This window comes from Mesorhizobium sp. M0894 (genome assembly GCF_040319725.1).
Classification (GTDB): domain Bacteria; phylum Pseudomonadota; class Alphaproteobacteria; order Rhizobiales; family Rhizobiaceae; genus Mesorhizobium.
On the sequence record NZ_JAMYOG010000030.1, the window covers coordinates 14,725 to 40,928 of the forward strand.

At 62.5% G+C, this 26,204-nt stretch carries 25 protein-coding genes; 8 read left to right on the plus strand and 17 right to left on the minus strand.

The genetic code is table 11. The annotated features are described in order from the left end of the window. Positions 1-4: 4 nt before the first annotated feature. The 9 genes from NKH91_RS30540 to NKH91_RS30580 all read right to left on the minus strand — a co-directional run bounded on the left by NKH91_RS30540 (position 5) and on the right by NKH91_RS30580 (position 10,769). Positions 5-427 carry an NAD(P) transhydrogenase subunit alpha part 2 gene (locus tag NKH91_RS30540; protein ID WP_502899045.1) on the minus strand — a complete coding sequence of 141 codons (423 nt, stop codon included), beginning with the start codon at positions 425-427 and terminating at the stop codon, positions 5-7. After that, the gene (locus NKH91_RS30545; protein WP_352547931.1) at positions 427-1,701 is read right to left on the minus strand and encodes a Re/Si-specific NAD(P)(+) transhydrogenase subunit alpha; all 1,275 of its coding nucleotides are present in this window, start codon (positions 1,699-1,701) and stop codon (positions 427-429) included. The genes NKH91_RS30540 and NKH91_RS30545 overlap by 1 nt, the downstream gene beginning before the upstream one ends. 81 nt (positions 1,702-1,782) lie before the next feature. Further along, positions 1,783-2,007, minus strand: a complete 225-nt coding sequence (locus NKH91_RS30550) for an aa3-type cytochrome c oxidase subunit IV (RefSeq protein WP_023718042.1) — start codon at positions 2,005-2,007, stop codon at positions 1,783-1,785. A 244-nt stretch (positions 2,008-2,251) separates the two neighbouring features. Beyond that, on the minus strand, positions 2,252-2,401 hold the full coding sequence (locus tag NKH91_RS30555) for a DUF3096 domain-containing protein (RefSeq protein WP_023718043.1): 150 nt from the start codon (positions 2,399-2,401) through the stop codon (positions 2,252-2,254). 109 nt (positions 2,402-2,510) lie between these two features. Continuing rightward, on the minus strand, positions 2,511-3,194 hold the full coding sequence (locus NKH91_RS30560) for an N-acyl amino acid synthase FeeM domain-containing protein (RefSeq protein WP_245278538.1): 684 nt from the start codon (positions 3,192-3,194) through the stop codon (positions 2,511-2,513). Between the two features lie 244 nt (positions 3,195-3,438). Then, the gene (locus NKH91_RS30565) at positions 3,439-5,751 is read right to left on the minus strand and encodes a putative bifunctional diguanylate cyclase/phosphodiesterase (RefSeq protein ID WP_023718046.1); all 2,313 of its coding nucleotides are present in this window, start codon (positions 5,749-5,751) and stop codon (positions 3,439-3,441) included. A gap of 152 nt (positions 5,752-5,903) precedes the next feature. Beyond that, complete coding sequence (locus tag NKH91_RS30570; RefSeq protein WP_352547932.1) at positions 5,904-9,383, minus strand: indolepyruvate ferredoxin oxidoreductase family protein; 3,480 nt, start codon at positions 9,381-9,383, stop codon at positions 5,904-5,906. Between the two features lie 224 nt (positions 9,384-9,607). After that, entirely contained in the window at positions 9,608-10,153 is a 546-nt protein-coding gene (locus NKH91_RS30575) for a hypothetical protein (protein WP_023718048.1), read from the minus strand. After that, positions 10,146-10,769, minus strand: a complete 624-nt coding sequence (locus NKH91_RS30580) for a CGNR zinc finger domain-containing protein (RefSeq protein WP_023718049.1) — start codon at positions 10,767-10,769, stop codon at positions 10,146-10,148. Before NKH91_RS30580 ends, NKH91_RS30575 begins: the two co-directional genes overlap by 8 nt. 160 nt (positions 10,770-10,929) lie before the next feature. On the opposite strand from NKH91_RS30580, the gene NKH91_RS30585 reads away from it, so the two are divergent. The 5 genes from NKH91_RS30585 (at position 10,930) to NKH91_RS30605 (ending at position 16,088) form a co-directional block, all read left to right on the plus strand. Continuing rightward, a complete protein-coding gene (locus tag NKH91_RS30585; protein ID WP_023718050.1) occupies positions 10,930-11,835 on the plus strand; it encodes a branched-chain amino acid ABC transporter permease in 906 nt (301 codons plus the stop codon). 204 nt (positions 11,836-12,039) lie between these two features. After that, positions 12,040-12,624, plus strand: coding sequence for a TRAP transporter small permease subunit (locus NKH91_RS30590; protein WP_023718051.1), 585 nt, complete (start codon positions 12,040-12,042; stop codon positions 12,622-12,624). Further along, entirely contained in the window at positions 12,624-14,396 is a 1,773-nt protein-coding gene (locus tag NKH91_RS30595) for a TRAP transporter large permease (protein WP_031193698.1), read from the plus strand. Before NKH91_RS30590 ends, NKH91_RS30595 begins: the two co-directional genes overlap by 1 nt. A 16-nt stretch (positions 14,397-14,412) precedes the next feature. Beyond that, the gene (locus NKH91_RS30600; RefSeq protein ID WP_023718053.1) at positions 14,413-15,438 is read left to right on the plus strand and encodes a zinc-dependent alcohol dehydrogenase family protein; all 1,026 of its coding nucleotides are present in this window, start codon (positions 14,413-14,415) and stop codon (positions 15,436-15,438) included. A 275-nt stretch (positions 15,439-15,713) separates the two neighbouring features. Further along, a complete protein-coding gene (locus NKH91_RS30605; RefSeq protein WP_352849168.1) occupies positions 15,714-16,088 on the plus strand; it encodes a VOC family protein in 375 nt (124 codons plus the stop codon). A gap of 150 nt (positions 16,089-16,238) precedes the next feature. On the opposite strand, the gene NKH91_RS30610 is transcribed toward NKH91_RS30605, so the two are convergent. Beyond that, complete coding sequence (locus tag NKH91_RS30610) at positions 16,239-17,348, minus strand: TRAP transporter substrate-binding protein (protein WP_023718055.1); 1,110 nt, start codon at positions 17,346-17,348, stop codon at positions 16,239-16,241. A 285-nt stretch (positions 17,349-17,633) separates the two neighbouring features. Here NKH91_RS30610 and NKH91_RS30615 point away from each other — a divergent pair, with 285 nt between their 5' ends. Further along, entirely contained in the window at positions 17,634-18,407 is a 774-nt protein-coding gene (locus NKH91_RS30615) for a gamma-glutamyl-gamma-aminobutyrate hydrolase family protein (RefSeq protein ID WP_352849170.1), read from the plus strand. 6 nt (positions 18,408-18,413) lie between these two features. Here the strand turns inward: NKH91_RS30615 and NKH91_RS30620 are convergent, their stop codons facing one another. The 5 genes from NKH91_RS30620 to NKH91_RS30640 form a co-directional block, all read right to left on the minus strand. Next, entirely contained in the window at positions 18,414-18,809 is a 396-nt protein-coding gene (locus tag NKH91_RS30620; RefSeq protein WP_352484378.1) for a hypothetical protein, read from the minus strand. Positions 18,810-18,963: 154 nt separating this feature from the next. Next, on the minus strand, positions 18,964-19,944 hold the full coding sequence (locus tag NKH91_RS30625) for a 2-hydroxyacid dehydrogenase (RefSeq protein ID WP_023718057.1): 981 nt from the start codon (positions 19,942-19,944) through the stop codon (positions 18,964-18,966). After that, a complete protein-coding gene (locus NKH91_RS30630; RefSeq protein ID WP_352849181.1) occupies positions 19,941-20,963 on the minus strand; it encodes a LacI family DNA-binding transcriptional regulator in 1,023 nt (340 codons plus the stop codon). Before NKH91_RS30630 ends, NKH91_RS30625 begins: the two co-directional genes overlap by 4 nt. 68 nt (positions 20,964-21,031) lie before the next feature. Next, on the minus strand, positions 21,032-21,916 hold the full coding sequence (locus tag NKH91_RS30635) for a DMT family transporter (RefSeq protein WP_352849172.1): 885 nt from the start codon (positions 21,914-21,916) through the stop codon (positions 21,032-21,034). Between the two features lie 185 nt (positions 21,917-22,101). Then, positions 22,102-22,509, minus strand: a complete 408-nt coding sequence (locus NKH91_RS30640) for a DUF2000 family protein (protein ID WP_023718059.1) — start codon at positions 22,507-22,509, stop codon at positions 22,102-22,104. Positions 22,510-22,560: 51 nt separating this feature from the next. Between NKH91_RS30640 and NKH91_RS30645 the strand changes: the two genes are divergently transcribed. Beyond that, positions 22,561-23,433 (plus strand): AraC family transcriptional regulator, encoded by an 873-nt coding sequence (locus NKH91_RS30645; protein ID WP_352849174.1) that lies wholly within the window; start codon positions 22,561-22,563, stop codon positions 23,431-23,433. Between the two features lies 1 nt (position 23,434). Here NKH91_RS30645 and NKH91_RS30650 read toward each other — a convergent pair whose 3' ends face one another. After that, positions 23,435-23,917, minus strand: coding sequence for a MarR family winged helix-turn-helix transcriptional regulator (locus NKH91_RS30650; RefSeq protein WP_023718061.1), 483 nt, complete (start codon positions 23,915-23,917; stop codon positions 23,435-23,437). Between the two features lie 203 nt (positions 23,918-24,120). After that, on the minus strand, positions 24,121-24,843 hold the full coding sequence (locus NKH91_RS30655) for an intradiol ring-cleavage dioxygenase (RefSeq protein ID WP_352849176.1): 723 nt from the start codon (positions 24,841-24,843) through the stop codon (positions 24,121-24,123). Positions 24,844-25,029: 186 nt separating this feature from the next. On the opposite strand from NKH91_RS30655, the gene NKH91_RS30660 reads away from it, so the two are divergent. Next, positions 25,030-26,091, plus strand: coding sequence for a CobW family GTP-binding protein (locus NKH91_RS30660; RefSeq protein ID WP_352849179.1), 1,062 nt, complete (start codon positions 25,030-25,032; stop codon positions 26,089-26,091). Positions 26,092-26,204: the final 113 nt, after the last annotated feature.

Sequence of the window (26,204 nt, forward strand, 5' to 3'; positions counted from 1 at the left end):
CGGCCTACTTTTCCTTCTTCTTGTACATGGCCAGCATGCGCTGGGTGACGAGGAAGCCGCCGAAGATGTTGACCGATACCAGCATCAGCGCAACAAAGCCGAAGCCGGTGGCGATGCCCGAGGCCGAGATGCCGACGGCAAGCAACGCGCCGACGACGATGACGGAGGAAATGGCGTTGGTGACCGCCATTAATGGCGTGTGCAGCGCCGGCGTGACCGACCAGACGACGTAGTAGCCGACGAAGATCGCCAGCACGAAGATGGCGAAGCGGAAGACGAAGGGATCGATCGCGCCGCCGGACAGCGCGTGCGCGGCGTCACCAGCGGCCTCGGTGCCGGGCGCGGTGGCCAGGTTCCGTACCGCAAGGCGGACGGCAGCTGTGGCCTGGTCGAGCTGGTCGAGGGCTTTCTGCAGGGTCTGATCCATCACGCGATCCCTCCGGTGGTCTTGGACTTCCTCGAAGCGGCCGGCCTCTTCGCAGCCGGCTTCGCCGAAGCCTCGGCAACCATCGTCTTGGCCGGAATGGCCGGCGGTTCGACATGTTGGCCCTTTGGCGGCTCCTGCTCAGCCCTGACGAAGGCGGGATGCACGACCTTGCCGGCATCGGTCAGCATGGTTGCCTTGACCAGCTCGTCGTCGCGGTTGATGGCAAGCGTCTTCGTCGCCTTGTCAACCAGCGTCTCGAGGAAGGCATAGAGGTTTCTCGCATAGAGCAGCGAGGCGGAGGCGGCGACGCGACCGGGAACGTTGAGATGGCCGACGATCTTTACCCCGTTGGCGGTGGTCACCACCTGCCCCGGAACGGCGCCCTCGACGTTGCCGCCACGCTCGACCGCAAGGTCGACGATCACCGAGCCGGGTTTCATCGAGGCGACCATTGCCGCAGAAACCAGCTTCGGCGCCGGCCGGCCCGGTATCAGCGCGGTGGTGACGACGATGTCCTGCTTGGCGATGTGCTCGGCGGTCAGCGCCGCCTGCTTGGCCTGATACTCCCTGGACATTTCCTTGGCGTAGCCGCCGGCCGTCTCGGCCGCCTTGAATTCCTCGTCCTCGACCGCCAGGAACTTTGCGCCGAGCGAAGCAACCTGCTCCTTGGCAGCCGGGCGCACATCGGTGGCGGTGACCACGGCGCCGAGGCGGCGCGCGGTGGCGATGGCCTGCAGACCGGCGACGCCGACGCCCATGATGAAGGCCTTCGCCGCCGGTACCGTGCCAGCCGCCGTCATCATCATCGGCAACGCCCGGTCATATTCGGCAGCCGCGTCGATCACCGCCTGATAGCCGGCGAGGTTCGCCTGGCTGGATAGAACGTCCATCGACTGGGCGCGGGTGATGCGCGGCATGAACTCCATGGAAAAAGCAGTAGCACCGGCCCTGGCCAACGCGGCGACGCCGGCATCGTTGCCATAGGGATCCATGATGGCGATCACGGCAGTGCCCGGCCGATAGACTTTCAGCTCGGCATCGCTCGGCCGGCGCACCTTCAGCACGACATCAGCCCTGGAAACATCGCCGGCCTTGCCGATCGCGGCGCCGGCCTTGGCAAACTCCTCGTCGGGAATGCGCGACGCCGCGCCGGCGCCAGCTTCGACGACCACGTCGAAACCCAGCGCCGCCAGCCGCTTCACCGTGTCGGGCGAGGCCGCGACGCGCGGCTCGTTCGCGTCGAGCTCACGAGGGATGAAAACCGTCTGTCCCACCGCATGATCCTTTCGGCCGCAACCCGTTACCGCAAGACGCCGGCCGGCTCCCGGCGGCGTCCTCGACAAAAATTGGAGGAGTTATCGGAGAATAAAGGCGCCGACGGCCAGGATCAGAACGAACAGGATGGTCCCCGAGAAGAAGCCGCCCACAAAGAAGCCGAACGCCATGGCCAGAAGCACTGCGGCGCAAAACAGCGACCCGTATTTGGCCAGCATCAGGAAGCCGGCATAGGTGCGGTCGTGCTCGGCATAGTCCATCTTCGCGCCCAGTTCGACAGGACCGGTCGGCGTGTGTTCAGCCATAGGAATACCCCTTCGAAGACATCTTTCAGGCACATAGCGAAAAGCCGCGTTAAGGGCAATGGCGCTATTGCCGCATCGCCGCATCGCCGCAGCCAACAGTCTCAAGCGAAACTTGAAATCGCTGCGTCAATGATGTGGCGCAACGTGCGCAGCGGCTATGACTGACCCAACCCCTGAAACGAGGCGGGTCGGAGCGCGGCGATACCAATCACAATGGATGGCAGGTCCGCTATTGCCGATGTCGTTAGCTGGCGAGATGCGGGAACAGCCCGAGCAGGCCGACAACGATCAGATAAAGGGCGACGATATAATTGAGCAGCCGCGGCATCACCAGGATCAGCACGCCTGCAATCAGCGAGATAAGCGGGGTAAGGGCGAGTGTCGAAATGGTCATATCGGTTCCTTGGATCGGATCGCTATCGAAGCGATGCTTGGCGGATGCCAGCCTACCACCAGCACCTTGCCCAGAACGCCGAAGCTACCGGAAGGCTCCATGGGCTCGTTCAGGCGGCTTCGCGAAAATACTTGGCGGTAGGCAGGATGGTCAGCGGAGCGAGTTCGCCGGCACCGGGCGCATTGAATAACATACGCTGCTCCATTGGCGTCGAACGGAAGAATGGAAAGCGCGACAGCGACCGTTCGCGAATAGCGCCAACATCAGCACGGTAGAGCACGACCTTGTTATAGACGCCAGGATAGGCACGAGGCTCACTGATCTTCTCGGCGTAGTAGATCCGCTTGTAGAAGCCGGCGTGATCCTCGCGGATGGTCGAAAGGCAATAGGGCGCGTTGAAGTGAAAACATGCCATGCCGGCGAGCCGCAGCGTGAGATAGGGTATTTGCGGATAGACGCGCGACCATTCCGGGTCGGAGGCGAACCGACTGGGGCAGACGAAGCTCATGCCCTCCTCGAGCATCGGCATGACGATGTCACCGAAAGCTTTGGTGGAAGGCGATCTTGGCGTCGACAGCGTTACGTGATGAATACGCAGTGTGCTGACGAGTTCCTGGTCGATGTAGACACCGAACCGGAAGACGTTAGGCACCTCGTCGAGTTCGTCGTGAATGGTGTGGTTCTCGTTATCGGGAACCATATCGTTGGAACGGTACGACTTGTAGCGCAGGCGATAGATGTCCTCGAGATCCTCGCCCTTGTCGCAACGGCGGTATTCCGTCCGCTCCAGCATCGCCGAAACATTCCTGGCGAAACTAGACATAGTTTCGGACGAATTTTCACCGCCCGCGCTCGCCGCATGGCCGAGCGAACTCAACTGGGCACACATGAACTCTATTCCCCGCGATTACCGCCACCAGCCGACACTACGGACGGGTCATGAGATGTAAAGATGAAAATGAGTACGAGCTCGTTTACCGCTCGTTAAGGTTAACAATTAATAAAATTATACTAAAATACGCGGTTTTCAGCGCAAATCAGCGCCGCGGCGCCTTCCTTGCGGTCTGGATGTCTTTGGCGAATGGCCAGACGGTGCTTGACATCGTCTCGATGCCGGACGCGCTGAGTGCCGACCCGAACAGAAAGCCCTGGACCAGGTCCGGCTTGACCTGCAACGCCAGGATCTTGAGCTGTTCGAAGGTCTCGACACCTTCGACGGTAACCGAAAGTCCCAGCGGCCGTGACAGGTTGACGATGCCCTTGAGCAATTCGAGCGACCGGCTGTTCTGGGTAACGTCGATCAGGAACGAGCGATCGATCTTGATCTTGTCGAGCGGCAGTTTGTGGAGATAGCTGAGGCTCGAATAACCGGTACCGAAATCGTCGAGCGCGATGCGAACGCCGAGCCGCTTCAATTCCTCGATATATTGGCGTGTCAGCGACTTGTCATCGAGCAGCGCCGTCTCGGTGACCTCGATCTCGAGGCGGTCGGCCGGCAGACCGGAACCGGCCAGCGCATCGCGAACCTTCTGGATGACATCACGATTGCGGAAATCCTTGGCCGAGAGATTGACCGACACGCTGGTCTGGGCCGGCCATTTGGCGCATTCCGTGCAGGCCGCATGCAGGACGAAAGTGCTGATGTCGGAAATGATGCCCATTTCCTCCGCAAGAGGAATGAAGATACCGGGGGAGATCGGCCCGAGGTCGGGATGATCCCAGCGGCACAGCGCCTCGCAACTGGCGATCCGCATCGTGTTCATCGCGACGATCGGCTGGTAGACGACTCGCAGCTCCTTGTTTTCCACCGCACTGCGCAGATCCGCCTTCATCAGCTGGCGGCTGCGGAAGGCAGCGTCCATGGAGGCCTCGAACAGCCGCCAGCCGTTCTTGCCAAGCTCCTTTGCCTTGTAGAGTGCAAGGTCGGCCTTGACGATCATGGCATCGACGTCGGTATCCCTGACCCGCGAGAGCGCCGCACCTCCGCTGGCCTGGATGCGCAATCCGTGGCCGGCGACATCGACCTCGCCCTGTAGATTGACAAAGATCTCATCAACCTGGCCGGTCAGATGGCTTTCATCTTCGATGCGTTCGAAGAAGATCATGAACTCGTCGCCGCCGAAGCGGCTGACGGTGATACCTGGCCCGGCGATCGCGGCCAGCCGCTCAGCGACGGCGTAGATCAAACCGTCACCGACCGGATGGCCGAGCGTATCATTTACGCTCTTGAAATCGTCGAGGTCGAGCACGACCAGCCCGCAGAGACGGTCTGGATCGCCCGAGGCCATGGCCTCCACGACCAGCTCATGGAAATAGGCGCGATTGGGCAGACCGGTGAGACTGTCGTAGCGCGCCATGAAGCGGATCTTGTCCTCCGCCTCGACGCGGGCGGTCACATCCTCGAAAGTGATGACGCCCAGTTCCTGGCTGCCTTCCCGGGCAGAAAATTCATAGTGCTGGCCGTTGGCGAGCGAGACCAGAACCTTGCGGTCGCGGCCCTCGCGCAGGGCGCGCGTCAGTTGGGCTTCGATGTAGCGGCAATCCTTCGGCGCCAGCATGCCGCCGGCAACGCCGCGCATCAGCAGACCGTGGATCGACCGTCCGAGCAAGGCATCCGGCGATTTGAGCGACATCAGGTGCGCGGCTTCGGCATTGGCCACCGCTACCCGGCCGTCCGGACCGAGCATGACAAGACCATGCGACATGGTGTTGAGGGCGCGGTTGAAACGCTGTGCGATGCGGTTCGCCTTTTTTTCCTCCGAGACGGCGGCAAAAAGCACGTCGCGGACCGTGTCGGCGAATTTGCGAATAGCAAACAGGAATGGGGCGGACAGGAGCCCGAGAAGGATGTGGTAGATATCGCCACGTAAAAGGAACCCCAACGAGATCGGCCACGTCAAGGCAAGCGTCAGGATGGTGACCATGCGCGGGGAGCCATAGTTGCGCCCGGCAATGGAGGTGGCCGTGGCCAGCGTCAGGCAGACGGAGGCGATCTCAGCGAAATTGTCGCGCGCAAAATAGATGCCAAGCAGGCAGAAGGCGCCAAGCGTGAGCCCGTGCAAGGAGCCATAGAGGATGTAGTCGTTCTCGCGCTTGTGCGCCTCTTCCCAGGTCGCCGGCGGGGGCAAGCTGTTGTATTTGCGGAAGTTTCTCATACGGAAGATGCCGACGAGAACCATCGCGATCGCGACAAGCAGATAAAGCGGGTCGCCGCTTTTCCACCAGACAAGGCCGATCAGGAAGGTCTGCGCGACAATGCCGATCGAAAGCGTAACGCCGTCGCGAAACAGAGTTTCCACGAACGGAATGTAAACGTCGACCGGAATCTCGTTTTGTCTTTTCAGATTCACGCCTGGATCCCAACCCTTGGGAACCCAGCAGTGTCACATTGGCCTTAAGAAAGGTTTAGAGAGGCGGTTAGAGACCTGCCGGGATCCCCCGCTGACGCTGCGGAAACAGGGAAACTACCGTTCAGGTAAACAAGGCGTATCACGGTGCGGAATCATTCGGCGGCTTGAAGCTGCGGCCGCAGTGGCGCCGTCGAAAGGCGGTCGAGCAGACGCTGGCGTTCGCCGGCGGCTTTTTCGGCACTGGCCCGCTTGACGTGGCCATAGCCGCGGATGAGCGCCGGCACCGAGACAAGCGCGGCAGCGGCCTCGATCTTGCCCGGTGCCAGCGCGCCGGCGACAAGCTCCAGGTCGGCTTCATAGATGGCAAGAAGCTGCCGCTCCATACGCCTCTCGGCGCTGTAGCCGAACAGGTCGAAAGCGGTGCCGCGCAGGCCCTTCATCGCCGCCAGCAGGCGGAACCCGTTCATCATCCACGGACCAAAGCTCGATTTCTTCGGCTTGCCGTCACTGCCGCGCCTGCCCATGATCGGCGGTGCGAGATGGAATTCGAGCCTGTCGTAACTCTGGAACTGCTTTGCGAGATCTGCGGCAAAGGAGCCGTCGGTATAGAGCCGCGCCACCTCGTATTCGTCCTTGATAGCCATCAGCTTGAACAGGTTCTTTGCGGCAGCTTCGGTCACCACGGTCGAACCGGGCACGACCTTGGTTTCGGCCTTACGCAGCGCTGCCAGTCTGTCGGCATAGCGCTTGCCATAGGCGGCGTTCTGATAGGCGGTCAGGAAGGCGACGCGGCGGGCAATGATGTCGGCCAGCGTCTCGGCAATCGCGGCAGGCTGCGTGGCCTTGCCCGGCTGGGTGAGAAGGCCGCGCACGAAATCCGGCTGGTGGGCGGCGCGGCGACCCCAGCGAAATGCCGCGATATTCATCGCCACCGCCTCGCCGTTGAGCTCGATTGCCTTCTCGACCGCCTCGTCCGACAGCGGCAAGCCGCCATGCTGGAAGGCAAAGCCGAGCATAAACATGTTGGCGCCGAGCGAACTGCCGAACAGCGCGGTGGCGGTGCGGGTGGCATCGAAGAAATGCGCCTTGTCGTCGCCCGCGGCAGTTCTTATCGCTTTCTTCAGCCGCTCGATAGGCAGCGAGAAATCGGCCGAACGGGCGAACTCGCCCGGCATGATCTCGGCGGTGTTGGCGAGGAAGATGGTATGGCCTTCGCGCACCGCGGCCAGCACCTTCTTTGCACCCGAAACGACGAGATCGCAGCCAAGCACGAGATCGGCCTTGCCGGCCGATACGCGAATGGCGTGGATGTCGTCCGGCGTGCGGGCAATACGGACATGGGTGAACACGGAGCCGCCCTTCTGGGCGAGGCCGGCCATGTCGATCATGCCGCAGCCCTTGCCTTCGAGGTGGGCTGCCATGCCGAGCACCGCGCCTATGGTGACGACGCCGGTGCCGCCGACACCGTCGATGATCGCCGCCCAGCCTTGTTCACCGAGTGTAAATTGCGCCGGCGCCGGCACCCCCGCGAGCGGGTCGGCCGTGCCGGCTATGCCTTCGGCTTTCCTGATTTTGGCGCCGTGGACGGTGACGAAGGACGGGCAGAAACCATTGACGCAAGAGAAGTCCTTGTTGCAGCTCGACTGGTCGATCTTGCGCTTGCGGCCGAATTCGGTCTCGACCGGCTGGATCGAGACGCAATTCGACTGCACGCCGCAATCGCCGCAACCTTCGCAGACCAGCTCGTTGATGAAGATGCGCTTGTCGGGATCGGGGAAGGTGCCGCGTTTGCGGCGGCGGCGCTTCTCGGCGGCGCAGGTCTGGTCGTAGAGCAGCACCGAGACGCCCTTGACCGAACGCAACTCGCGCTGGACGAGATCGAGGTCGTCGCGGTGGTGGATGGTGGCGCCGGCGGGAAATTCCACCTTGCCGGTATATTTGTCCGGCTCGTCGGTGACGATGGCGATGCGCTCGACGCCCTCGGCGCGCACCTGCCTGGCGATCATGTCCACCGTCAGGCCGCCCTCGTGCGGCTGCCCGCCGGTCATCGCGACGGCGTCATTGTAGAGGATTTTGTAGGTGATGTTGGCGTCGGTCGACAGCGCGAAGCGGATCGCCAGCACACCCGAGTGGTTGTAGGTCCCATCGCCCAGATTCTGGAAGATGTGCTCGCGCTTCGAGAACGGCGCCTGGCCGACCCACTGCGCGCCCTCGCCGCCCATGGCAGTGAAGCCGACGGTGTTGCGGTCCATCCACAGCGCCATGAAATGACACCCGATTCCGGCGGCGGCGAGCGAGCCGTCCGGCACCTTGGTCGAGGAATTGTGTGGGCAGCCGGAGCAGAAGAAGGGCGTGCGCGAGGCGATGTCTGACGTGTCGGCCAGCATCGCCTGGAACTGGCGCAATTTCGCCACCCGCGCGGCAATTTCTTCCGACGGGCCGATCGTTAGCAAGATCCTCTCGCCGAGTGCGATGGCAATGTCGTTGGGGTCGAGCGCGCCCTTGGCCGGGAACAGCCAGTCGCCGCGTTCGTTTTTCTTGCCGACGATGACCGGCTGCGTGGCGGTGCCGTAAAGGTTCTCGCGCAGTTGCACCTCGATCAGCGAGCGTTTCTCCTCGACGACAACGATGGTGTCTAGGCCGCGAGCAAAGTCGGCGATGTGCTGCAGGTCGAGCGGCCACGGGCAGCCGACCTTGAACAGCCTGATACCGATACGATTGGCGGCCACTTCGTCGATGCCTATGTCTTCGAGCGCCTGCCGAACGTCGAGATAACTCTTGCCGATGGTGACGATGCCAAGCTTCGGGCTGCTGCCGCCTGAATAGACGATCCGGTTCAGCCCGTTGGCGTGGATGAAGGCCGAAGCAGCGGCGCGCTTGTATTCATGCAACCGCTCCTCCTGGCCGAGCATGTCGATCTCGTTACGGATGTTGAGGCCGCCGGGCGGCATGTCGAAGTCCGGGATGACGATATCTAGCCGGTCGAGCGCGGCATCGACCGAGGCCGTCGATTCGATGTTGTCCTTGACGCATTTGATCGCCGCCCAGGTGCCGGCAAAACGCGACATGGCAAAGCCGTAGAGGCCGTAGTCGATGATCTCCTGGACACCGGCAGGATTGAGGATCGGCACCATGGTGTCGACAAACAGGAACTCGGTGGCATGCGCGTTGGTCGAGGATTCGGCCATGTGGTCGTCACCCATCAGGGCCAGCACGCCGCCATGTTTCGACGAGCCGGCGAGATTGGCGTGACGGAACACGTCGCCGGAGCGGTCGACGCCCGGACCCTTGCCGTACCAGACCGAAAAAACGCCGTCACGAGTGCCCTCGCCCAGCAATTCGGCCTGCTGCGAGCCCCAGCAGGCGGTGGCGGCGAGCTCCTCGTTGAGACCGGGCTGGAAGACGATGTCCGACTGCGCGAGCTGGTCCCGGGCCTTCCACAGCTGCATGTCGAGGCCGCCGAGCGGCGAGCCGCGATAGCCGGAGACGAAACCGGCGGTGTTCAGGCCAGCCCGGCGGTCGCGCTCGCGTTGCATCAGAAGCATGCGGATGACTGCTTGGGCACCCGACAGGAAGATGCGCTCCTTTGCCAGGTCGAACTTGTCGTCGAGCGCGACATTGTGCAGCGTCATCAGGCATTTCCTGTGCGGAAGCCGCACCTAGAGGGTGCGCGGCCAACGTCGGAGTCAAGTACCTATAGTCTTTCTTCCCTTGCCGGGGAGGTCAAACAAAATCGAAGCCGCCAGGCGGTCCGCAACAAATCATCAACGCCGCGCCCGCCGGCGTAAGAAACCGCGCGTCGGCTGTTTTCGACAGCAATAAAATTCCGCGCCATCCGATGCCGTCGAAAAATGCGTCAGAGACCTTTCGAACAGTCGGGCTTAGGTTCGTTCGGCAACTTGCCGTCCGGGTGGCCGGCAAGGTCCGGATTGGGCGTATAAAGCTGATCGATGACCAGCGGCCGGTCGGGCAGGACGGACTGGTCCTCCGTCGACATCAGAGTGGTGTCGATCTTCTGGAGGATCGTGCCGTCAGCGTCCTTGATGCTGATCGCGATCGCGTAAGGCTTGTCCTTGACGACGCATTGAAGCGCCGGACTCTCCAGCGTCACCTTGTCGAGCTTCGGCCAGATTTTCTGCTCGACTGCCAGCGGCTCGCCGCCGGCCGGGTTTTGGAAGCTGGCGACCGCGACCTGCCCCTCCCCCATCGGCCGCAACGGCCGCAGCGTAACGAGGTAGGTCGCCCTGGCGAGGCGATAGTTGAACACGAATATCTTGCCTGAAATCTCGAACAATTTGCCATCGCCGTTGTCGTCCGTGCCCGTCTCGCGACAGGCGCCGAGCGCTGCAGCCACAATCAGCGCAACCCCGACAACGATCGAGCGCGAAAACAGCCTAGCCATTCTGGACCTCGCCATTGTGGACCTCGTTCGCCGCCGTCCGGCGGCGATAGTGACGGTTTGCCTTCTGGCGGTTGCCGCATACCGCCATGTCGCACCAAAGGCGGCTGGAATTGCGGCTTCGGTCGACAAACAGCCAGCTGCAGTTGGGACAAATCCTCAGCCTGGCGATGGTGTCGCCGCGCAGCAGCGACAGCGCCGAGACCGCCAATGCCGCCTCAAAGGCGATCGGCGTCGCCGGGTCGCCGAACGGTTTTCCAAGCGTCCCGATTTCGGTGCGGCCATGGGCGAGGCCGTCGGCGCAGGCTTCCAGGAATTCAGGCATGTCGGCGGTGGCGATCGCACCTTTCGACACCGCGCGGCGAAACAGCCGATCGGTGGTTTCGCGGATCGACAGTACCACCGGCGCGATCTTGTCCGGCGACGGGGCCTCCAGCCGCCTGCCGCCGAGCTCGGCGGCGCGAAAGCCGCTGGCGGCTTCGGCAAAGCGGGCAATCTCGGCGGGATCGTCGAAACGGTCGAAGGTCTTCTCCGGATGGTGCCGCAGCACAACGGTGTTCGCCGTGTCGAGCGCAAGCATGCCGCCGGTGAAGCGGTGCGGAGTCCAGGATACCGTCATGCGATGAAATCTAACCGATAAATCGCATTTGACAAGTTAGATTCCGAGTGCAACGCTCTTCACGGCTGCGAGCGCCGCGGCTTGTAGCACTTTGATTTTGTGCATGATCCCAGCGAAAGTCGATTTCCGATTATTCGGAGCCATGCACCGAGGATTTTGCATGCTCTATTTCTTCCAGCAGGTTCTGAACGGGCTGCATTCGGGCGCGCTCTACGCACTGCTTGCCTTCGGCTATGTGCTGACTAACGGCATCCTGCACCGCACCAATCTTGCCTATGGCGCGCTGTTCGCCTTTTGCGGGCAAACGATGATCCTCACCGCGGCATTCGGCTATCAGGCACTGTGGCTGACGCTGCTTGCATCGGTCGCGCTCGGCATAGTTGCGGCGTTTCTCTACGCGGCGCTGATCAGCCACGTTCTGTCACGAAGCATCTTCGAACCCTTGGCCGACCGCTCGCCCAATGCGATCGTGGTGACAACGCTCGGTATATTGCTGGTCTTGTCGGAAGCCAGCCGCATCGCCGCCAACACCCACGATCTGTGGTTGCCACCGATGCTGGCCCAGACCATCGTCTTCGCGCAGAGTGCCAGCTTCAAGGCGACGTTGACGCTGATCCAGTTGCTCGATTGCGCTGCCGTGCTGGCGGCCATTGCGCTGGCTGCGTGGGGCTTCACACATTCGAGCTTCGGCCGCAGTTGGCGCGCCGTTTCCGACGATCCCAAGGCTGCTGCGATGTGCGGTGTCGATGTCCGCGCGGTGTTTCGGCGTGCGGTGCTTTTCGGCGGCCTTTGCGCTGCGCTGGCCGGCGTGCTCGCCGGCTTCTACTACGGCAACATCAGCTTCGGCACCGGCCTGGTCTACGGGTTGAAGATCCTGTTCGTGACGGCAGTAGGCGGCTATCTTTCGCCGCTGCGGGCGGCACTGGGCGCCGCCGCTTTCGGCATGGCCGAATCGCTATGGGCCGGCTATTTCCCGCTCGAATGGCGCGATGCCTGGATGTACCTGTTCCTCGTCGCCATGCTTGTGCTGATCGGCGCCGGCCGCGACCAACAGAAGATCGCCTGAGCCGCACCCGACTTTGGTTGGTGAAAGAGCCGCATGTCCTTGGACATGCAAAGGACGCGGCAGCTTTTTTGCCGGTCGTCACCTCACAACTGTGTTTATGCGGGCAGGCCCGTGTTGACCCGCCGAACCACGCACTGCATACCGTTGGTCCACAGCGGCGCAACGGACAGGGAACCGCCGCGCTCTGACACAAGGGAGGAATGCATGGCAGGGCTTCTCGCTCTTTCCAGAACCATTGACCGTTTGAACGAATTCATCGGCAAATGGGTATCGTGGCTGATCCTGCTCGCAATTCTGGTAAGCGCCGCTAACGCCGTCATCCGCAAGCTGTTCGACATGTCCTCGAACGCCTGGCTGGAATTGCAGTGGTATCTGTTCGGCGCCGCCTTCATGCTGGCCGCCGCCTACACGCTGAAGCAGAACGACCATATCCGCATCGACATCGTCTACGGCATGTTCTCGCGCCGCGTGCAGCACTGGATCGACCTTTTCGGTCACGTCTTCTTCCTGATGCCGTTCGTGACATTGATGGTGGTCTATTTCGTTCCCTATGTGTCGCTGTCGTATCGCAGCGGCGAGATGTCGAACAATTCCGGCGGGCTGATCATCTGGCCGGCGAAGGCGATCCTGCTGGTCGGCTTTTTCCTGCTTGCGCTGCAGGGCATTTCCGAAATCATCAAGAAAATCGCCATCATGCGCGGTCATATGGACGATCCCACTCCATTCATATCGGTGCATGAACAGGCCGAGCTAGAAGCCAAGGCGCTCGTCGAAGAGGTGCGCTCGTGATCGAGTTCATCGCCCAGAACATGGCGCCGATCATGTTCGCCTCGCTGATCTTCTTCCTGCTGATCGGCTACCCCGTCGCCTTCTCGCTTGCCGCCAACGGCCTGATGTTCTTCTTCATCGGCGTGCTGCTGTCGCCCTATTCGGGCGGCTCGATCAACCTCGCCTGGCCGTTGCTGCACGCGTTGCCGGACAATTTCTACGGCAGCCGGGTGATGTCGAACGACACGCTGCTGGCGATCCCGTTCTTCACCTTCATGGGCATCGTGCTCGAACGATCCGGCATGGCCGAAGACCTGCTCGACACGATCGGCCAGTTGTTCGGACCGGTTCGTGGTGGCCTGGCCTATGCCGTGATTTTCGTCGGCGCGCTGCTGGCCGCGACGACCGGCGTGGTGGCGGCTTCCGTCATTGCCATGGGGCTGATTTCGCTGCCGATCATGCTGCGCTACGGCTACGACCGGCGGCTGGCATCCGGCGTCATCGCAGCATCGGGCACGCTCGCCCAGATCATCCCGCCGTCACTGGTGCTGATCGTGCTGGCCGACCAGCTCGGCCGCTCGGTCGGCGATATGTACAAGGGGGCGCTGATCCCCGGGCTCATTTTGACCGGCATCTACATGCTCTACATCCTGCTCATGTCGATCGTCCGGCCGAAGTCGATGCCAGCACTGCCGCTGGAGGCCCGCACGCTCGGTCACGGTGTGCTGTCGCTGCTGGCGGCGCTGCTGGCGGCGGTGGTGGTTTCCTATGCCGCGTATCGCTACCTCGCGCCAAACCATGGCGGCAATGCCGATATCCTCGGCGCCACCATCGGCGTGATCTTCATCTATGTCGTGGCGATCATCGACCAGCGCCTGAAGATCAACCTGATGTCGAGGTTGGCACAGCAGGTGATCATCGTGCTGATCCCGCCGCTGGCGCTGATCTTCCTGGTGCTGGGTACCATTTTCCTCGGCATCGCCACGCCGACGGAGGGCGGCGCCATGGGCGCCGTCGGCGCGCTGGCGATGGCGGCGATGAAGGGGCGGCTGTCGCTCGACGTGGTCAAGCAGGCGCTGGCCTCAACGACGCGGCTGTCGTCCTTCGTGCTGTTCATCCTGATCGGCGCGCGGGTGTTCTCGCTGACCTTCTACGGCGTCAATGGCCACATCTGGGTCGAGCACCTGTTGACGTCCCTGCCGGGCGGTGAAGTCGGTTTCCTGATTGGCGTCAACATCCTCGTCTTCGTGCTCGCCTTCTTCCTCGATTTCTTCGAGCTCGCCTTCATCATCGTGCCGCTTTTGGCGCCGGCGGCCGACAAGCTCGGCATCGACCTGATCTGGTTCGGCGTGCTGCTCGGGGTTAACATGCAGACCAGCTTCATGCATCCACCGTTCGGCTTCGCGCTGTTTTATCTGCGCTCGGTCGCCGCACGCGTGCCCTATCTCGACCGGCTCACCGGCAAACAGATCGCGCCCGTCACCACCGGGCAGATCTATTGGGGCGCAGTGCCGTTCGTCTGTATCCAGGTGATCATGATCGGCCTGACCATCGCCTTCCCGCAGATGGTGATGCACTACAAAGGCGCCGTCGTCGATCCAGCGACGATCGACATCAAGGTGCCGGAGATGCCCAGCCTGTCGCCGCTCGGCACGCCGCCGGCCGGTGGCAGCACGGCACCCGCTGCGCCCGGCGCGCAGGACCTGTCGCAGCCGCCAAGCTTCGACGAAAAGCCGCCCGCGAAACCGGCGGCACCGGCAACCGATCTGTCGCAACCACCGAGTTTCAATTGACGAAGGCCCGGCAGCCATGAAGGCGGTGCGACTGGAGCGAGTGGGCGGCCTCGCCGTGTGCGAGGTCGAGAAACCGACTGCCGGACCGGACGAGCTGCTGGTGCGGATCGAGGCGTGCGGCGTCTGCGGCACCGACCGGCATCTTTTCCATGGCGAATTCCCGTGCACGCCGCCGGTGACTCTCGGCCATGAATTCTCCGGCATCGTCGAGGCGATCGGACCTGCCGTATCCGGCTTTGCCGTCGGCGACCGCGTCACCGGCGATCCCAACATCGCCTGCGGCCGGTGCGCGCATTGCCAGGCCGGCCGGGTCAACCTCTGCGGCAATCTGCGTGCCATCGGCATCCATCGCGATGGCGGCTTTGCCGAATATCTTGCCCTGCCGCAGAAACAGGCTTTCGTCCTGCCAGGCGATCTGACGCCGACGCATGGTGCGTTCTGCGAGCCGCTCGGCTGCTGCCTGCATGGCGTGGACCTTGCCGCGATCAGACCAGGTTCGTCGGTTGCCGTGCTCGGCGGCGGCGTGATCGGCCTGCTCACCGTTCAACTGGCAAAGCTCGCCGGTGCGACGACCATCATCCTGTCGACGCGCCAGGCCTCGCGGCGCGCCCTTGCCGAGGAACTTGGCGCAACGGCGACGGTCGATCCCAGCGCTTCCGACATCACCGACGCGATCGTCGGCCGGTCGGGTTTGATGCCGGGCGGCGTCGACGTGGTGTTCGAATGCGCCGGCGTGAAAGACACCGTCGAGCAGGCGATGCGGCTGGCCAAGGCGGGCGGCACAATTGTCGTCGTCGGCGTCATGCCGCAAGGCATGAAAGCGGCGTTCGAACCGTTCGACCTGCTGTTCCGCGAGTTGAAGGTCCTGGGCTCCTTCCTCAATCCCTTTACCCATCGCCGGGCCGCCGATCTCATCGCCTCGGGTGCGATCGAGGTAGACCGGCTGATATCGCGACAAGTCGACCTCGACGAGGCGGTGGCGATCATTGCCAACCCGTCGGCACCAGGTGAGGTCAAGGTCCTGGTAGTGCCTCAGGGCTGATCGATCGGGCCAGTTGCCACCGGCGGGGCGACCGGTTACAGAAACTACGCCGAAAAAGACATTGCCGGTTCGGTAGTCCGGCTCTTCCCGTCCTGAGCACGATGCTCGGGGAAGCCTGTTCGCCACATTACTTGTGGGAGAACCCGCGGCCGGCAAGCGAGGCGAAACTCGCGAGCCGGTCGGGTCACGTCCGGATTTTCGGATGTAGCGGTCCCGCCGGTTTGCGCTCTTCGGTCGAAGCCTGTCCGCATTCAACCCGTGGCAGGAGACGCATCATGAAACAGAACCACATAAATCTCGTCACCACCGAAGTTGCCGGCCTTGCCCGCTTCTTCACCAGCCATTTCGGCTTTGAATTTGTCGCCGTGCGCGGCAAGGACGCCTTCGCGGTTCTGCGTGGCATCGATGGCTTCATCCTCAATCTGATGAAGCCGGGGAAAGGCGAGCCCGCCAGCTATCCGGACGGCTTTCACGTTGGCTTCTTCGTCGGCAAGCCGGAGTTTGTGCATGCAAAGCGAGCCGGGCTTGCCGATGCCGGCCTGCAACCGGGCGAGGTCCAGCAGCTAATGCGCGGCCGCATCCAGTCGACGACGTTCTATTGCCATGCGCCGGGTGGAGTACTGGTCGAAGTCAGTGCGTCCGAAGGCTGACAGGGAAGGACCGCGGGGCGTGGCTCGCGGTCCTTTGACGAGATCCATCAAACGCCTGGAGCGGAATGCATTCAAACCAAACGGGACATCCGCTTTGTTTTAGCCCTTTTCTGCGACGCCGAGTGGAGCCACTCGGCGTCGCAGAATATTCTAGAGCTTGCCGTTGCGCTGCTGGACCATCATGAAGGTGTCGTAATTGTACTCGGCCACCTGCGCCCAGAGATAATGCTCCTTGCGGAACGCCTTGATCGAGTCCCAGATCTTCTTGAACGGCGCGTTCGAGGCTTCCATCTCGGCATAGACTTCGTTGGCCTTTTCGAAACAGGCGGCCATGATCTCCTGGCTGAACGGGCTCAACTTGGCGCCGCCGGCAACCAGCCGCTTCACCGCCGCCGGGTTGAGGTAGTCGTATTTCTGCAGCATGTTGGCGTCGGCCGCTTGGGCGGCAGTGTGCACCAGCGACTTGTAAGCCGGCGAAAGTTCGTCGTATTTCGCCTTGTTGAACATCAGATGGACGGTCGGTCCACCTTCCCACCAGCCGGGATAGTAGTAATAGGGCGCAACCTTGTAGAAGCCGAGCTTCTCGTCGTCGTAGGGGCCAACCCATTCGGCGGCGTCGATCGTGCCTTTTTCCAGCGCCGGATAAATGTCGCCACCGGCGATCTGCTGCGGAACTACGCCGAGCCTTTGCACCACTTTGCCGGCAAAACCACCGATACGCATCTTGAGGCCGGAAAGGTCGGCGACCGTTTTGATCTCCTTGCGGAACCAGCCGCCCATCTGCACGCCGGTATTGCCGCCCGGCAGCCCGAACAGACCCTGCGTCGCCAGGAACTCGTTGAACAGATCGATGCCGCCGCCATGATAGTGCCAGGCGTTTATGCCGCGCGCGTTGAGCGAAAACGGAACCGCCGCCCCCAGCGCCCAAGTCGGGTCCTTGCCCCAGTAATAGTATGCCACCGTATGGCAGGCCTCGACGGTGCCGGCAGTGGTGGCGTCGGCGGCCTGCAGGCCGGGAACGAGTTCGCCGGCGGCGAAGACCTGGACCTGGAAGTTGCCGTCGGTCGCCTCCGACAGCATCTTGGAAAACACTTCGGCGCCACCATAGATCGTATCGAGCGACTTCGGGAAGGACGACGCCAGCCGCCAGGTCACTTTCGGGTTGGACTGGGCGATGGCCGGCGCAGCAAGTGTCGCGGCAGCGGCCGCGGCGCCGAAACCGGTGGTGCCGGCCTTGCGGATGAACGAACGACGATCCATGAAGTTCCTCCCTTTTGGATCAACTGACCGACATTCGGGACGCTTCGGGGCCCGGATCGGCTTCGAGCCCGACAATACACAGGCAAGGAGTCGAGTCCAGCGTGGCAGCCCGGTTTGAGTGGCGCATTTCGGGGAAATTCACGGCGTTGGGGCAGATCTTGCAACTATAGTCTAAGGTCGATTAACTGGCCTACGCGACACGCCGAAACTTGCCATGGAAATGCGCCTTCGGATCGCCTATTTTGCAGGCAGATAATTCGTTGCACCCGATGGGATCCGGACCAAATGCACCAGCCGCTCGTCGCCATATCGACCGACGTCCGCCAGTTCGACAATTACATCTGGCATGCCGCGCCACATCAATATCTTGAAGCGGCGCTTTCGGGTGCAGGCGTGTTCCCGCTGCTGGTACCGTCCTTCGGCGACCGGCTCGACTTCGATGAACTGCTTTCCGCCGTCGACGGCGTCATGGTCACCGGTTCGAAGTCCAACGTTCATCCCTCGCTCTATGGCGGTGACGCCAGCGAAGCCAATGGTCCTTACGACTCCGCCCGCGACGCGACGACGTTGCCACTGATCCGCCGGGCGGTGGAGCGCGGGGTACCGCTGCTCGCCATCTGCCGCGGAATCCAGGAGATGAATGTGGCACTGGGCGGCACGCTGGCGACCGAAATCCAGGAACGCGTCGGTTCGCTCGACCATCGTGCGCCGGCAAGCGACAATCAGGACGAACGCTTCGCCATCCGCCAGAGCGTGTCGATAAAACCCGGCAGCTGCCTGGCCGGGGTCTTCGGCGCCGGCGACATCCTGGTCAATTCGGTGCATCGCCAGGCCATCGATCGGCTTGGCCCGAAGCTGCAGGTCGAAGCGGTCGCCGCCGACGGCACTGTCGAGGCGGTTTCGGTCAAGGACGCCCGCGCCTTCGCTGTTGGCGTGCAGTGGCATCCAGAGTACTGGGTCGAATCTGACGACATCTCGGCAAAGATTTTCCGCGCCTTCGGCGACGCTGTACGTCTGCATCAGGCGGCGAAATCGGGCGCGCGCGCAGCGGCAGAATAGCGCTCGTCAGTTGCCGGCCGACGCCAGCGATAGCAGCGGCAGCGCCGGCGCGTAGGATTCGTAACCGTCGCCATCGGCGACTGAGAACATGACGATTGGATCGGTGCCGTTGGCGCTGAATGTGACCGTGCCGTCATTCTGCTCTCGCCAGAACTTCGCCTGCTCGACACCGGGCAACACCCGGCGGCAATTCGCGGCGACCGTCAACAGCGACAAGCCTTGCGAAATCTCGGCGCCACGGCTGACCGCACAAGACGCCTCGTCACCATGGGCTACCAGCCGGTAGTTGCCGGATGAAGGTGGTGACTCACTGGCTGCACGGCTTTCACCGCTACCGGCATAAAACAGCTGGACGCTGCCGAACAGCACAGCAACCGCCATCAATGCAGGAAGCGTTTTCATCCTGTTTCTCCGCGCATTTCAAGCGCGCCGCGTTCGAAGAGATCAGGAGGCGCGCTTCATCTTGCTGTCATGTGCTGTCAGGCGGACAGACACTAGGAAGGGACCAGAATGATTCCGAAGGGTTAAGCTGAAGTTAATAGATATGGCAGCCCGCTTACGGCCTTGCCTTGACATTTGCCGTCTCCGGCACCGGCGTCAGTGCCTTGCGCTGCGAAAACCACGAGACCAGATTGTCGACGCATAGGTCCGCCATGGCGCGGCGGGTGTGCTGCGAGGCGGAGCCGACATGTGGCAAAAGCGAGGTGTTGGGCGCGGCAAGCAACGCCGCTGGCACATTCGGCTCGTCGGCAAAGACGTCTAGCCCGGCAGCGGCGATGCTGCCGCTGGCAAGTGCGGCGGCAAGGGCTGGCTCATCGACCGTGCTGCCCCGGCCGATATTGACGAAGACGCCGTTCGGCCCAAGAGCCGAGAGGATTTCGGCATTGACTGCCCTTTCCGTCGCGGCCCCGCCGGGCGCCACCGAGATCAGTGTGTCGACCGCCTCGGCGAGACCTTTCAGCGTCGGGTGATAGTCATAGGACAGGCCTTCGACGCGGCGCCGGTTGTGGTAGGCGATGGGCAGCCCGAAAGCGTCGAGCCGGCGGGCAATGGCGAGGCCGATGCGGCCCATGCCAAAGATACCGACATGGCGCCCGCGCAGGGTCAGCCGGCTCAGCGGATAGTTGCCTTTGCGCAGCCAACTTCCGTCGCGCAGCCAGGCCTCGGCGCGCGGCAGTTCGCGGATGGTGTTGATCAGCAAGCCGAGCGCCGTATCGGCGACCTCTTCGGTCAGCACATCCGGGGTGTTGGTGACCATGATGCCGCGCTGTACGGCGTGGCGGACATCGACAGAATCATAGCCGACGCCGAAATTGGCGATGATCTCGAGCTTTGGCAGCGCGTCCATCAACGCGGCGCTTATGCCGCCGAAGGCGGCTATGCCGCGCACCGTACGGCGCATGTCGTCGGTGACCAGCGACGGATCGGCGCCTTCGATCCGGACGCGGCTGAACGCCCCGTCGATGCGGCCGACCGCATGGTCGTTGAACTGGCCCGGCACCAGAATGGCGACAGCTTGCTGTTCGGTTTTTGTCATGTACGTTCCACCGGTTTGCCGGTCGACTGGCGCACATGCAGTTCCGGCTTGATCAGTTCCTGCGACGGCCGCACCGTCTGTCCGTTGAGTTTGTCGAGCAGCGCGCTGGCGGCGCGGCGGCCAACCTCGCGCTGGCCGTTCCAGACCGTGGTCAGTGCCGGCGTCGCGATCGCCGCTTCCTCGAGGTCGTCATAGCCGGTAACGGAGATGTCGATGCCCGGCACCAGCCCCGCGCGCGCAATGCCGTTCATCAGGCCGATGGCGACGAGGTCGTTCCAGCAGCAGGCCGCGGTAGGCCTGTCTTTCAGCGCCAAGAACTGCCCGGCAGCCTCGAAGCCGGCCTGCTTGGTGCGCGGGCCGGCGATACGCCATGACGGCCTGACCTCGAGCCCTGCCGCCTCCATGGCGTTGACATATCCCTGATAACGGTCGCGGCCGGTCGACGTCTGGTCGGTACCGCCGATCATGGCGATGCGCTTGTGGCCAAGCGAGATCAGATGATTGGTAGCAAGCCCGGTGCCATAGGCATCGTCGCCGCGAAACACCGGCACGTCGGCACCTTCGACGGTGCGTGCAATCAGCACTGCCGGGAGACCGTTCTCCTCGGCCATGATTATGTCTTCGGGCGGTGTGCCGATGGCCGGCGACATGATGACGCCGTCAGCGCCGAGCTGCAGAAGCGTGTCGATGAAGGTGCGCTGTTTCTCGAGTTGGTCGTAGTGGTTCGACAGGATGAAGGTCTGCCGGCTGCGGTCGAGTTCGCTCTCGATCGAACGCAGTATCTCGGCAAAGAACGGGTTCATGATGTCGTGGACGACGACGCCGACAATGCCCGAGCGTGAGGTGCGAAGGCTGGCGGCGCGGCGGTTGTAGATATAGCCGATGGCGCGTGCATGTTCCTTGATACGGTCGCGGGTGCCGCCGGCGACCAGCGGGCTGTCGCGCAAGGCCAGCGAGACCGTGGCCGTGGACACGCCGAGCGCATCCGCGATGGTCGAAAGCTTGATCTTCTGTGCCAGCGCCCTGCGCTCCCGAAGCAATTTAAACTGTTTAAAGGCCGGCTCTTATGCCATCGATCCCGAGCAAATCAAAGTTTTTTTGCCAGCGCTTCCGCCTCCGCGTCCAGCGTCGCGCGGTTGTGCAAGCGAAGCCGGTGCTCGCGGTGGACGATGTAGAGGCCGCTGGCGACGATGACGGTGGCACCGACCAGGGTCCAGCGGTCGGGAAACTGGTTGAAGACGATCCGGCCGGAGATGATCATCCAGATCATCTGCGAATAGGGATAGGGAGCCAGGGCCGTGGTGGTGGCAAGGCGATAGGCCTGCACAAGAAGCCAATGGCCGATGGCGCCGAAGACGCCAAGCATCAGCAATATGAACCAGTGCCAGCCATCCTGCGGCAGCGAAAGCGAAAACGGCAGTGTCGGCAGCAGCAGCACGGCCGGCGCCAGCGCCGAAAACAGGATGAGACTTTCCGAGGTTTCCGTCGCCGACATACGGCGCGTCATGATGACGTAGAAACTGTTCGATAGCATCGAGCCGAGCGCAAAGAGATGGCCGACGCCAAAAACCCCGATGCCCGGCCGGGTGATGATGAGGACGCCGACAAAGCCGCTCATGATCGCCAGCCAGCGCCGCCAGCCGGCCCATTCGCCGAGCAACGGACCGGCAAGCGCGGTGATCACCATCGGGCCGAAGAAGTAGATCGAGGTGGTTTCCGCCAGCTGCAGCGTCCGCAGCGCCAGAATGTTGAACATGGTCGATCCGAACAGGAGCAGACCGCGCGTGAGATGCGCCGGCAGGTTGGCGGGACGAAAACGCAACGGCTCACGCCATCCGCGCAGAAAGACGCCGACAAGCAGGACATGGACCGCGAAGCGGGTCCAGGCGACGATCAGCGCCGAGACGCCAGCCAGCACAAGGTACTTGCTGCTGGTGTCGAGGAAGGTGAAAAACACATAGACGGAAAGCATGCACAGGATCGCCGCCGGCGACGTCGCGCTTTCGTCTTGTCTTGGGGGAGCATTCAATTTCAGGCCGGACGGGAAGCAAGGCAGTCCCTCACCAATGCGGGAATTGTCGCCAGCGGGCAAGCCAAAAGAGGCTGGCACACCGACAGGCGACGACAGGCTCAGTTTTGTTCCTGGTGGCCGGAGAGTCAGGTGTGCATGCGGGCACCCTTGGTGATCTTGTCGACGAGCTTCTTTTCGGCGCGAAGCGCGATGCCGACCACCTTGGCATCCTCCGGCGCAAATTCGGCAAAGACGGCACGGTTGGCCAGATCGTACCCAGTCGAAAACATTTCCTCGACATAGAGCGAAACCGTCACACCACGCTCCAGCGCCCGCCGCTGGATCGTTCCGAGCGCCTGGCCGTCTGCCGAAAGCACGATGACCGGCTGGATCGATAGCGGGTTGTAGATATTGCCGGCGCGGTCACGGTAGGGCTCGCCGATGAGGTCGGGAAACTGCGCGACGATGCCGCTGGTCAGAAAGGCGGTGACGTTGAGCTTCTGCCAGACGGGAAGATCGTCCCTGAGCACGATTGCAAATTTCGTATCGAACATGCGACAGTTTCCAATCCGAAAGGGGGCCAATCCGAGGCTGCGAGTGAAGCGATGCCGCACGGTCTAGACGGGGAAGCCTTTCAGGGTCTTGGACGTTTGTGCGTGGATGCAGCCGAGAACTGCATCGTATCGGCACCCGGTACTGCCGGCATGGAACGCATCGAGGCCCGGTTCCACGGCAACGCCTTCGATCTCCATCGCCACGACACCTATGCAATCGGGGTGACGCTTTATGGCATACAGAGCTTCCGCTATCGCGGCGCGACGCATCAGAGCCTGCCTGGCCAGATCATTATCCTTCATCCCGACGAAATGCACGATGGCGGCGCCGGCACAGAAGACGGATTGCGTTACAGAATGCTGTATTTGGAGCCGTCCCTGATGCTCGATTGCCTCGGCGGCGGGTCACTGCCGTTTGTCGGGGATGCCGTGATGACAGACCGCGATTTCCGCGCGACGCTGCTTTCGGCGCTCGGGCCGCTGGATCAGGAACTGGACGAGCTGTTTGTGGTCGATTTCATGACGCAGCTGATGCAAAGCCTGGCCCGGCACGCCGGTCGGCCGGCGAAACCGATAGCGAAAACTGCGTGGCGTGCCGCCAGTCTGGCGCGCGACTATCTGGAGGAAAATGTCGCGCGGATTGTACGTTCGGATGAATTGGAGGCGATCACCGGATTGGACCGTTATGCCCTGTCGCGGCATTTCCGCGCCACCTTCTCCACCAGCCCGCACCGGTTCCTGTTGATGCGCCGGCTTCAACGAGCCCGTCGGATGATCGAATGCGACGAGCCGCTGGCGCAAATCGCCATCGCAGCCGGCTTCAGTGACCAAAGCCATTTCAATCGGCATTTCAAGAAGGCGTTCGGCGTCACACCCGGACGCTGGTCGGCACTGACGCGGCGGCCGTCAGCGGCGAACGCGTGACCTATTCAAGGATCTTGTCCTCGATATCCAGTTCGTCATCGGGGAGCACCATTTCGCCGTTCGAAAGATTCGCTTCGACACGGGCAAGCAGCTTGAACAGCGATTTCTGATCCTTCTTGTCGAGACCCTTCAATGCCTGCTTTTCGGTCTTCTTCACCGATTTCTCGATGGCGTGGATGATTTCGCGGCCGGTGTCGGTGAGGAAAATATGCGCCTGGCGGGCATCGGCGGAGGAGGCCCGCTTTTCCAGAAAACCCTGCGCCTGCAGCCGGTTGATGGTCTTGGTGATGGTCGGCGGACGCACGCCGAGGCGGCCGGCAAGATTGCCGGGCGTCTGCCCGTCCTCGCGGTCGAGCGCCAGCATGATCTGGTCCTGACCGGCATAGAAGCCATGCGCCAGAAGCCGGGCGGCGAGCGCCGTGCGCGCCAGCCGCGCCGCCGAATGCAGCCGGCTCATTGTTGCAGTCTTGTCCGCCTTGGCCATGCTCATCCCTCCTCGGCCGAACCGGTGCGGACAGCATAGAAGCAGGCCGCCGATTGGCAATGACGATCGAAAACATTCCGGCTCGGAAAATAGCTTTGCCGGCAAGCATCGCGGTGTTCGCCGTGGCTAATGCCAGATGTTTATTTCAGTTAGATGACAAACGACTTTCCGCGACGGCTGGATGGCGACGTGACGAGGTGTCCTCAACCGGCCCTCACCGCGACCACCATCAAGGCCTGATAGGCGTCCGCCATTTCCCGCAGCGCTGCCTGCGACGGCGGCCCGGCCTGGCGGGCAATGCCGTCCCGCATGTTCGATGTATCGCGTTTGCCGGGGCGATCGTTATAGGGCGCGACGGTGGCGAATATCTGCTCGCTCAAGCTGTCGGGGAAGAACATCTGGCCGGTCATTGCCGAGCGGTCGTCGGGGAAGATCTTGAAATGGATGTGGGTGGTGCGGCCGCGATACCAGCCGGGATAGATGGTGGCGAAAGAAGCGATGCCGCTTCCATCGCTTCTCTGCCAGCCGCGCAGAAAGCTCTGGCCGGACGTGTCGATATCCTGCCCGTCGCCCTGTCCGGGATAGCCGGAATAGGCGCCCTGGGCGTCGCAATGCCAGATATCGACGCGTGCGCCGGGAAGCGGCCGGCAGGCGGCGTCGACGATTTGCAGCCGCACATTGAGGGCGACGCCCTTCTTGCCCTCGGTGATATCGGCGCGTTCGAGCTTCGGGTCGAAATAGAACGGTCCTTCGGTGACCTCGGGCGTCATGGTGCAGACGCCGGCACCGGCTTCGAACAAAGCAAGCCCGGCATAGGGCGAGACCTGCCCGGCCCTTGCGCCGGCGGGCAGGAATATGCCGCCCGTGATGACCGCTACAAGACCGAGAGCCTGCCGCCGGCTTAATGGCAAGGACTTGTCGGACATCTGGCGCCTCCTCAGTGCGAACAACCCCTCGCCCTATCTAGGCCCCACCGCCAGCCCGCGCCAATGAACGTTCGGCAATGTGAGGAAAGTTCGGCAATACCGGCCTCTTTGGCCCATCGGTTTGCCTCGTGCAAAAGCCGAGCACACATCCTATATGGAGCCGACAATCCCTATTCGAGGCACAATATGAGCGACGCACAGACGCAGATCCCCGTTACCGTCCTTACCGGCTATCTCGGCGCCGGCAAGACGACACTGCTCAACCGCATCCTTTCGGAAAACCATGGCAAGCGCTACGCCGTCATCGTCAATGAGTTCGGCGAGATCGGCATCGACAACGAGTTGATCGTGGAATCCGACGAGGAAATCTACGAGATGAACAATGGCTGCATCTGCTGCACCGTGCGCGGCGACCTGATCCGCGTCGTCGAAGGTCTGATGCGCAGGCCCGGCCGCTTCGACGCCATCGTCGTCGAGACCACAGGCCTCGCCGATCCCGTGCCGGTAGCGCAAACCTTCTTCATGGACGACGATGTGCGTTCCAAGACCAGGCTCGATGCGGTGGTGGCGCTGGTCGACGCCAAGCACCTGCCGCTGCGCCTCAAGGATTCCCGCGAGGCCGAGGACCAGATCGCCTTTGCCGATGTCGTCGTGCTCAACAAGACCGACCTGGTCACCCCCGAAGAGCTGAGCAAGGTGGAGGCGACGATCCGCGCCATCAACCCGGCGGCACGCATCCATCGCACCACACGCGCCGGCGTGGCGCTGTCCGAGGTGCTCGATCGCGGTGCGTTCGACCTGTCCCGGGCGCTGGAGAACGATCCGCACTTCCTCGAGGCGCATGACGATCACGACCATCATGATCATGATCACCATGATCACGAGGGCCATGATCATCACGATCATGACGGGCATGACCATCATCACGCGCACCCTTCCGACATCCATGATGTGACGGTGCAGTCGGTGTCGCTGCGCGGCGGCGAGATGGACCCGAAAAAGTTCTTCCCGTGGATCGAGAAGGTCACCCAAATGGAAGGCCCGAACATCCTGCGGCTGAAAGGTATCATCGCGCTGAAAGGCGATGACGAGCGCTATGTCATCCAGGGCGTGCACATGATCATCGAAGGCGACCACCAACGCGCCTGGAAGGACGGCGAGAAGCACGAGAGCCGGCTGGTGTTCATCGGCCGCGCACTCGACGCCGAGCGGCTAAAGACAAGCTTCCAGGCCTGCCACGCCGCTTGATTTAGCTGCCCTTTCCCCCTTCTCCCCCTGTGGGCCTGTTGCGTAATTCGCTGATTGTGATTCTCTGAGGTGGACGGTCTGAGGGAATCGCGATGGCAGTGAAGCAGACGGGC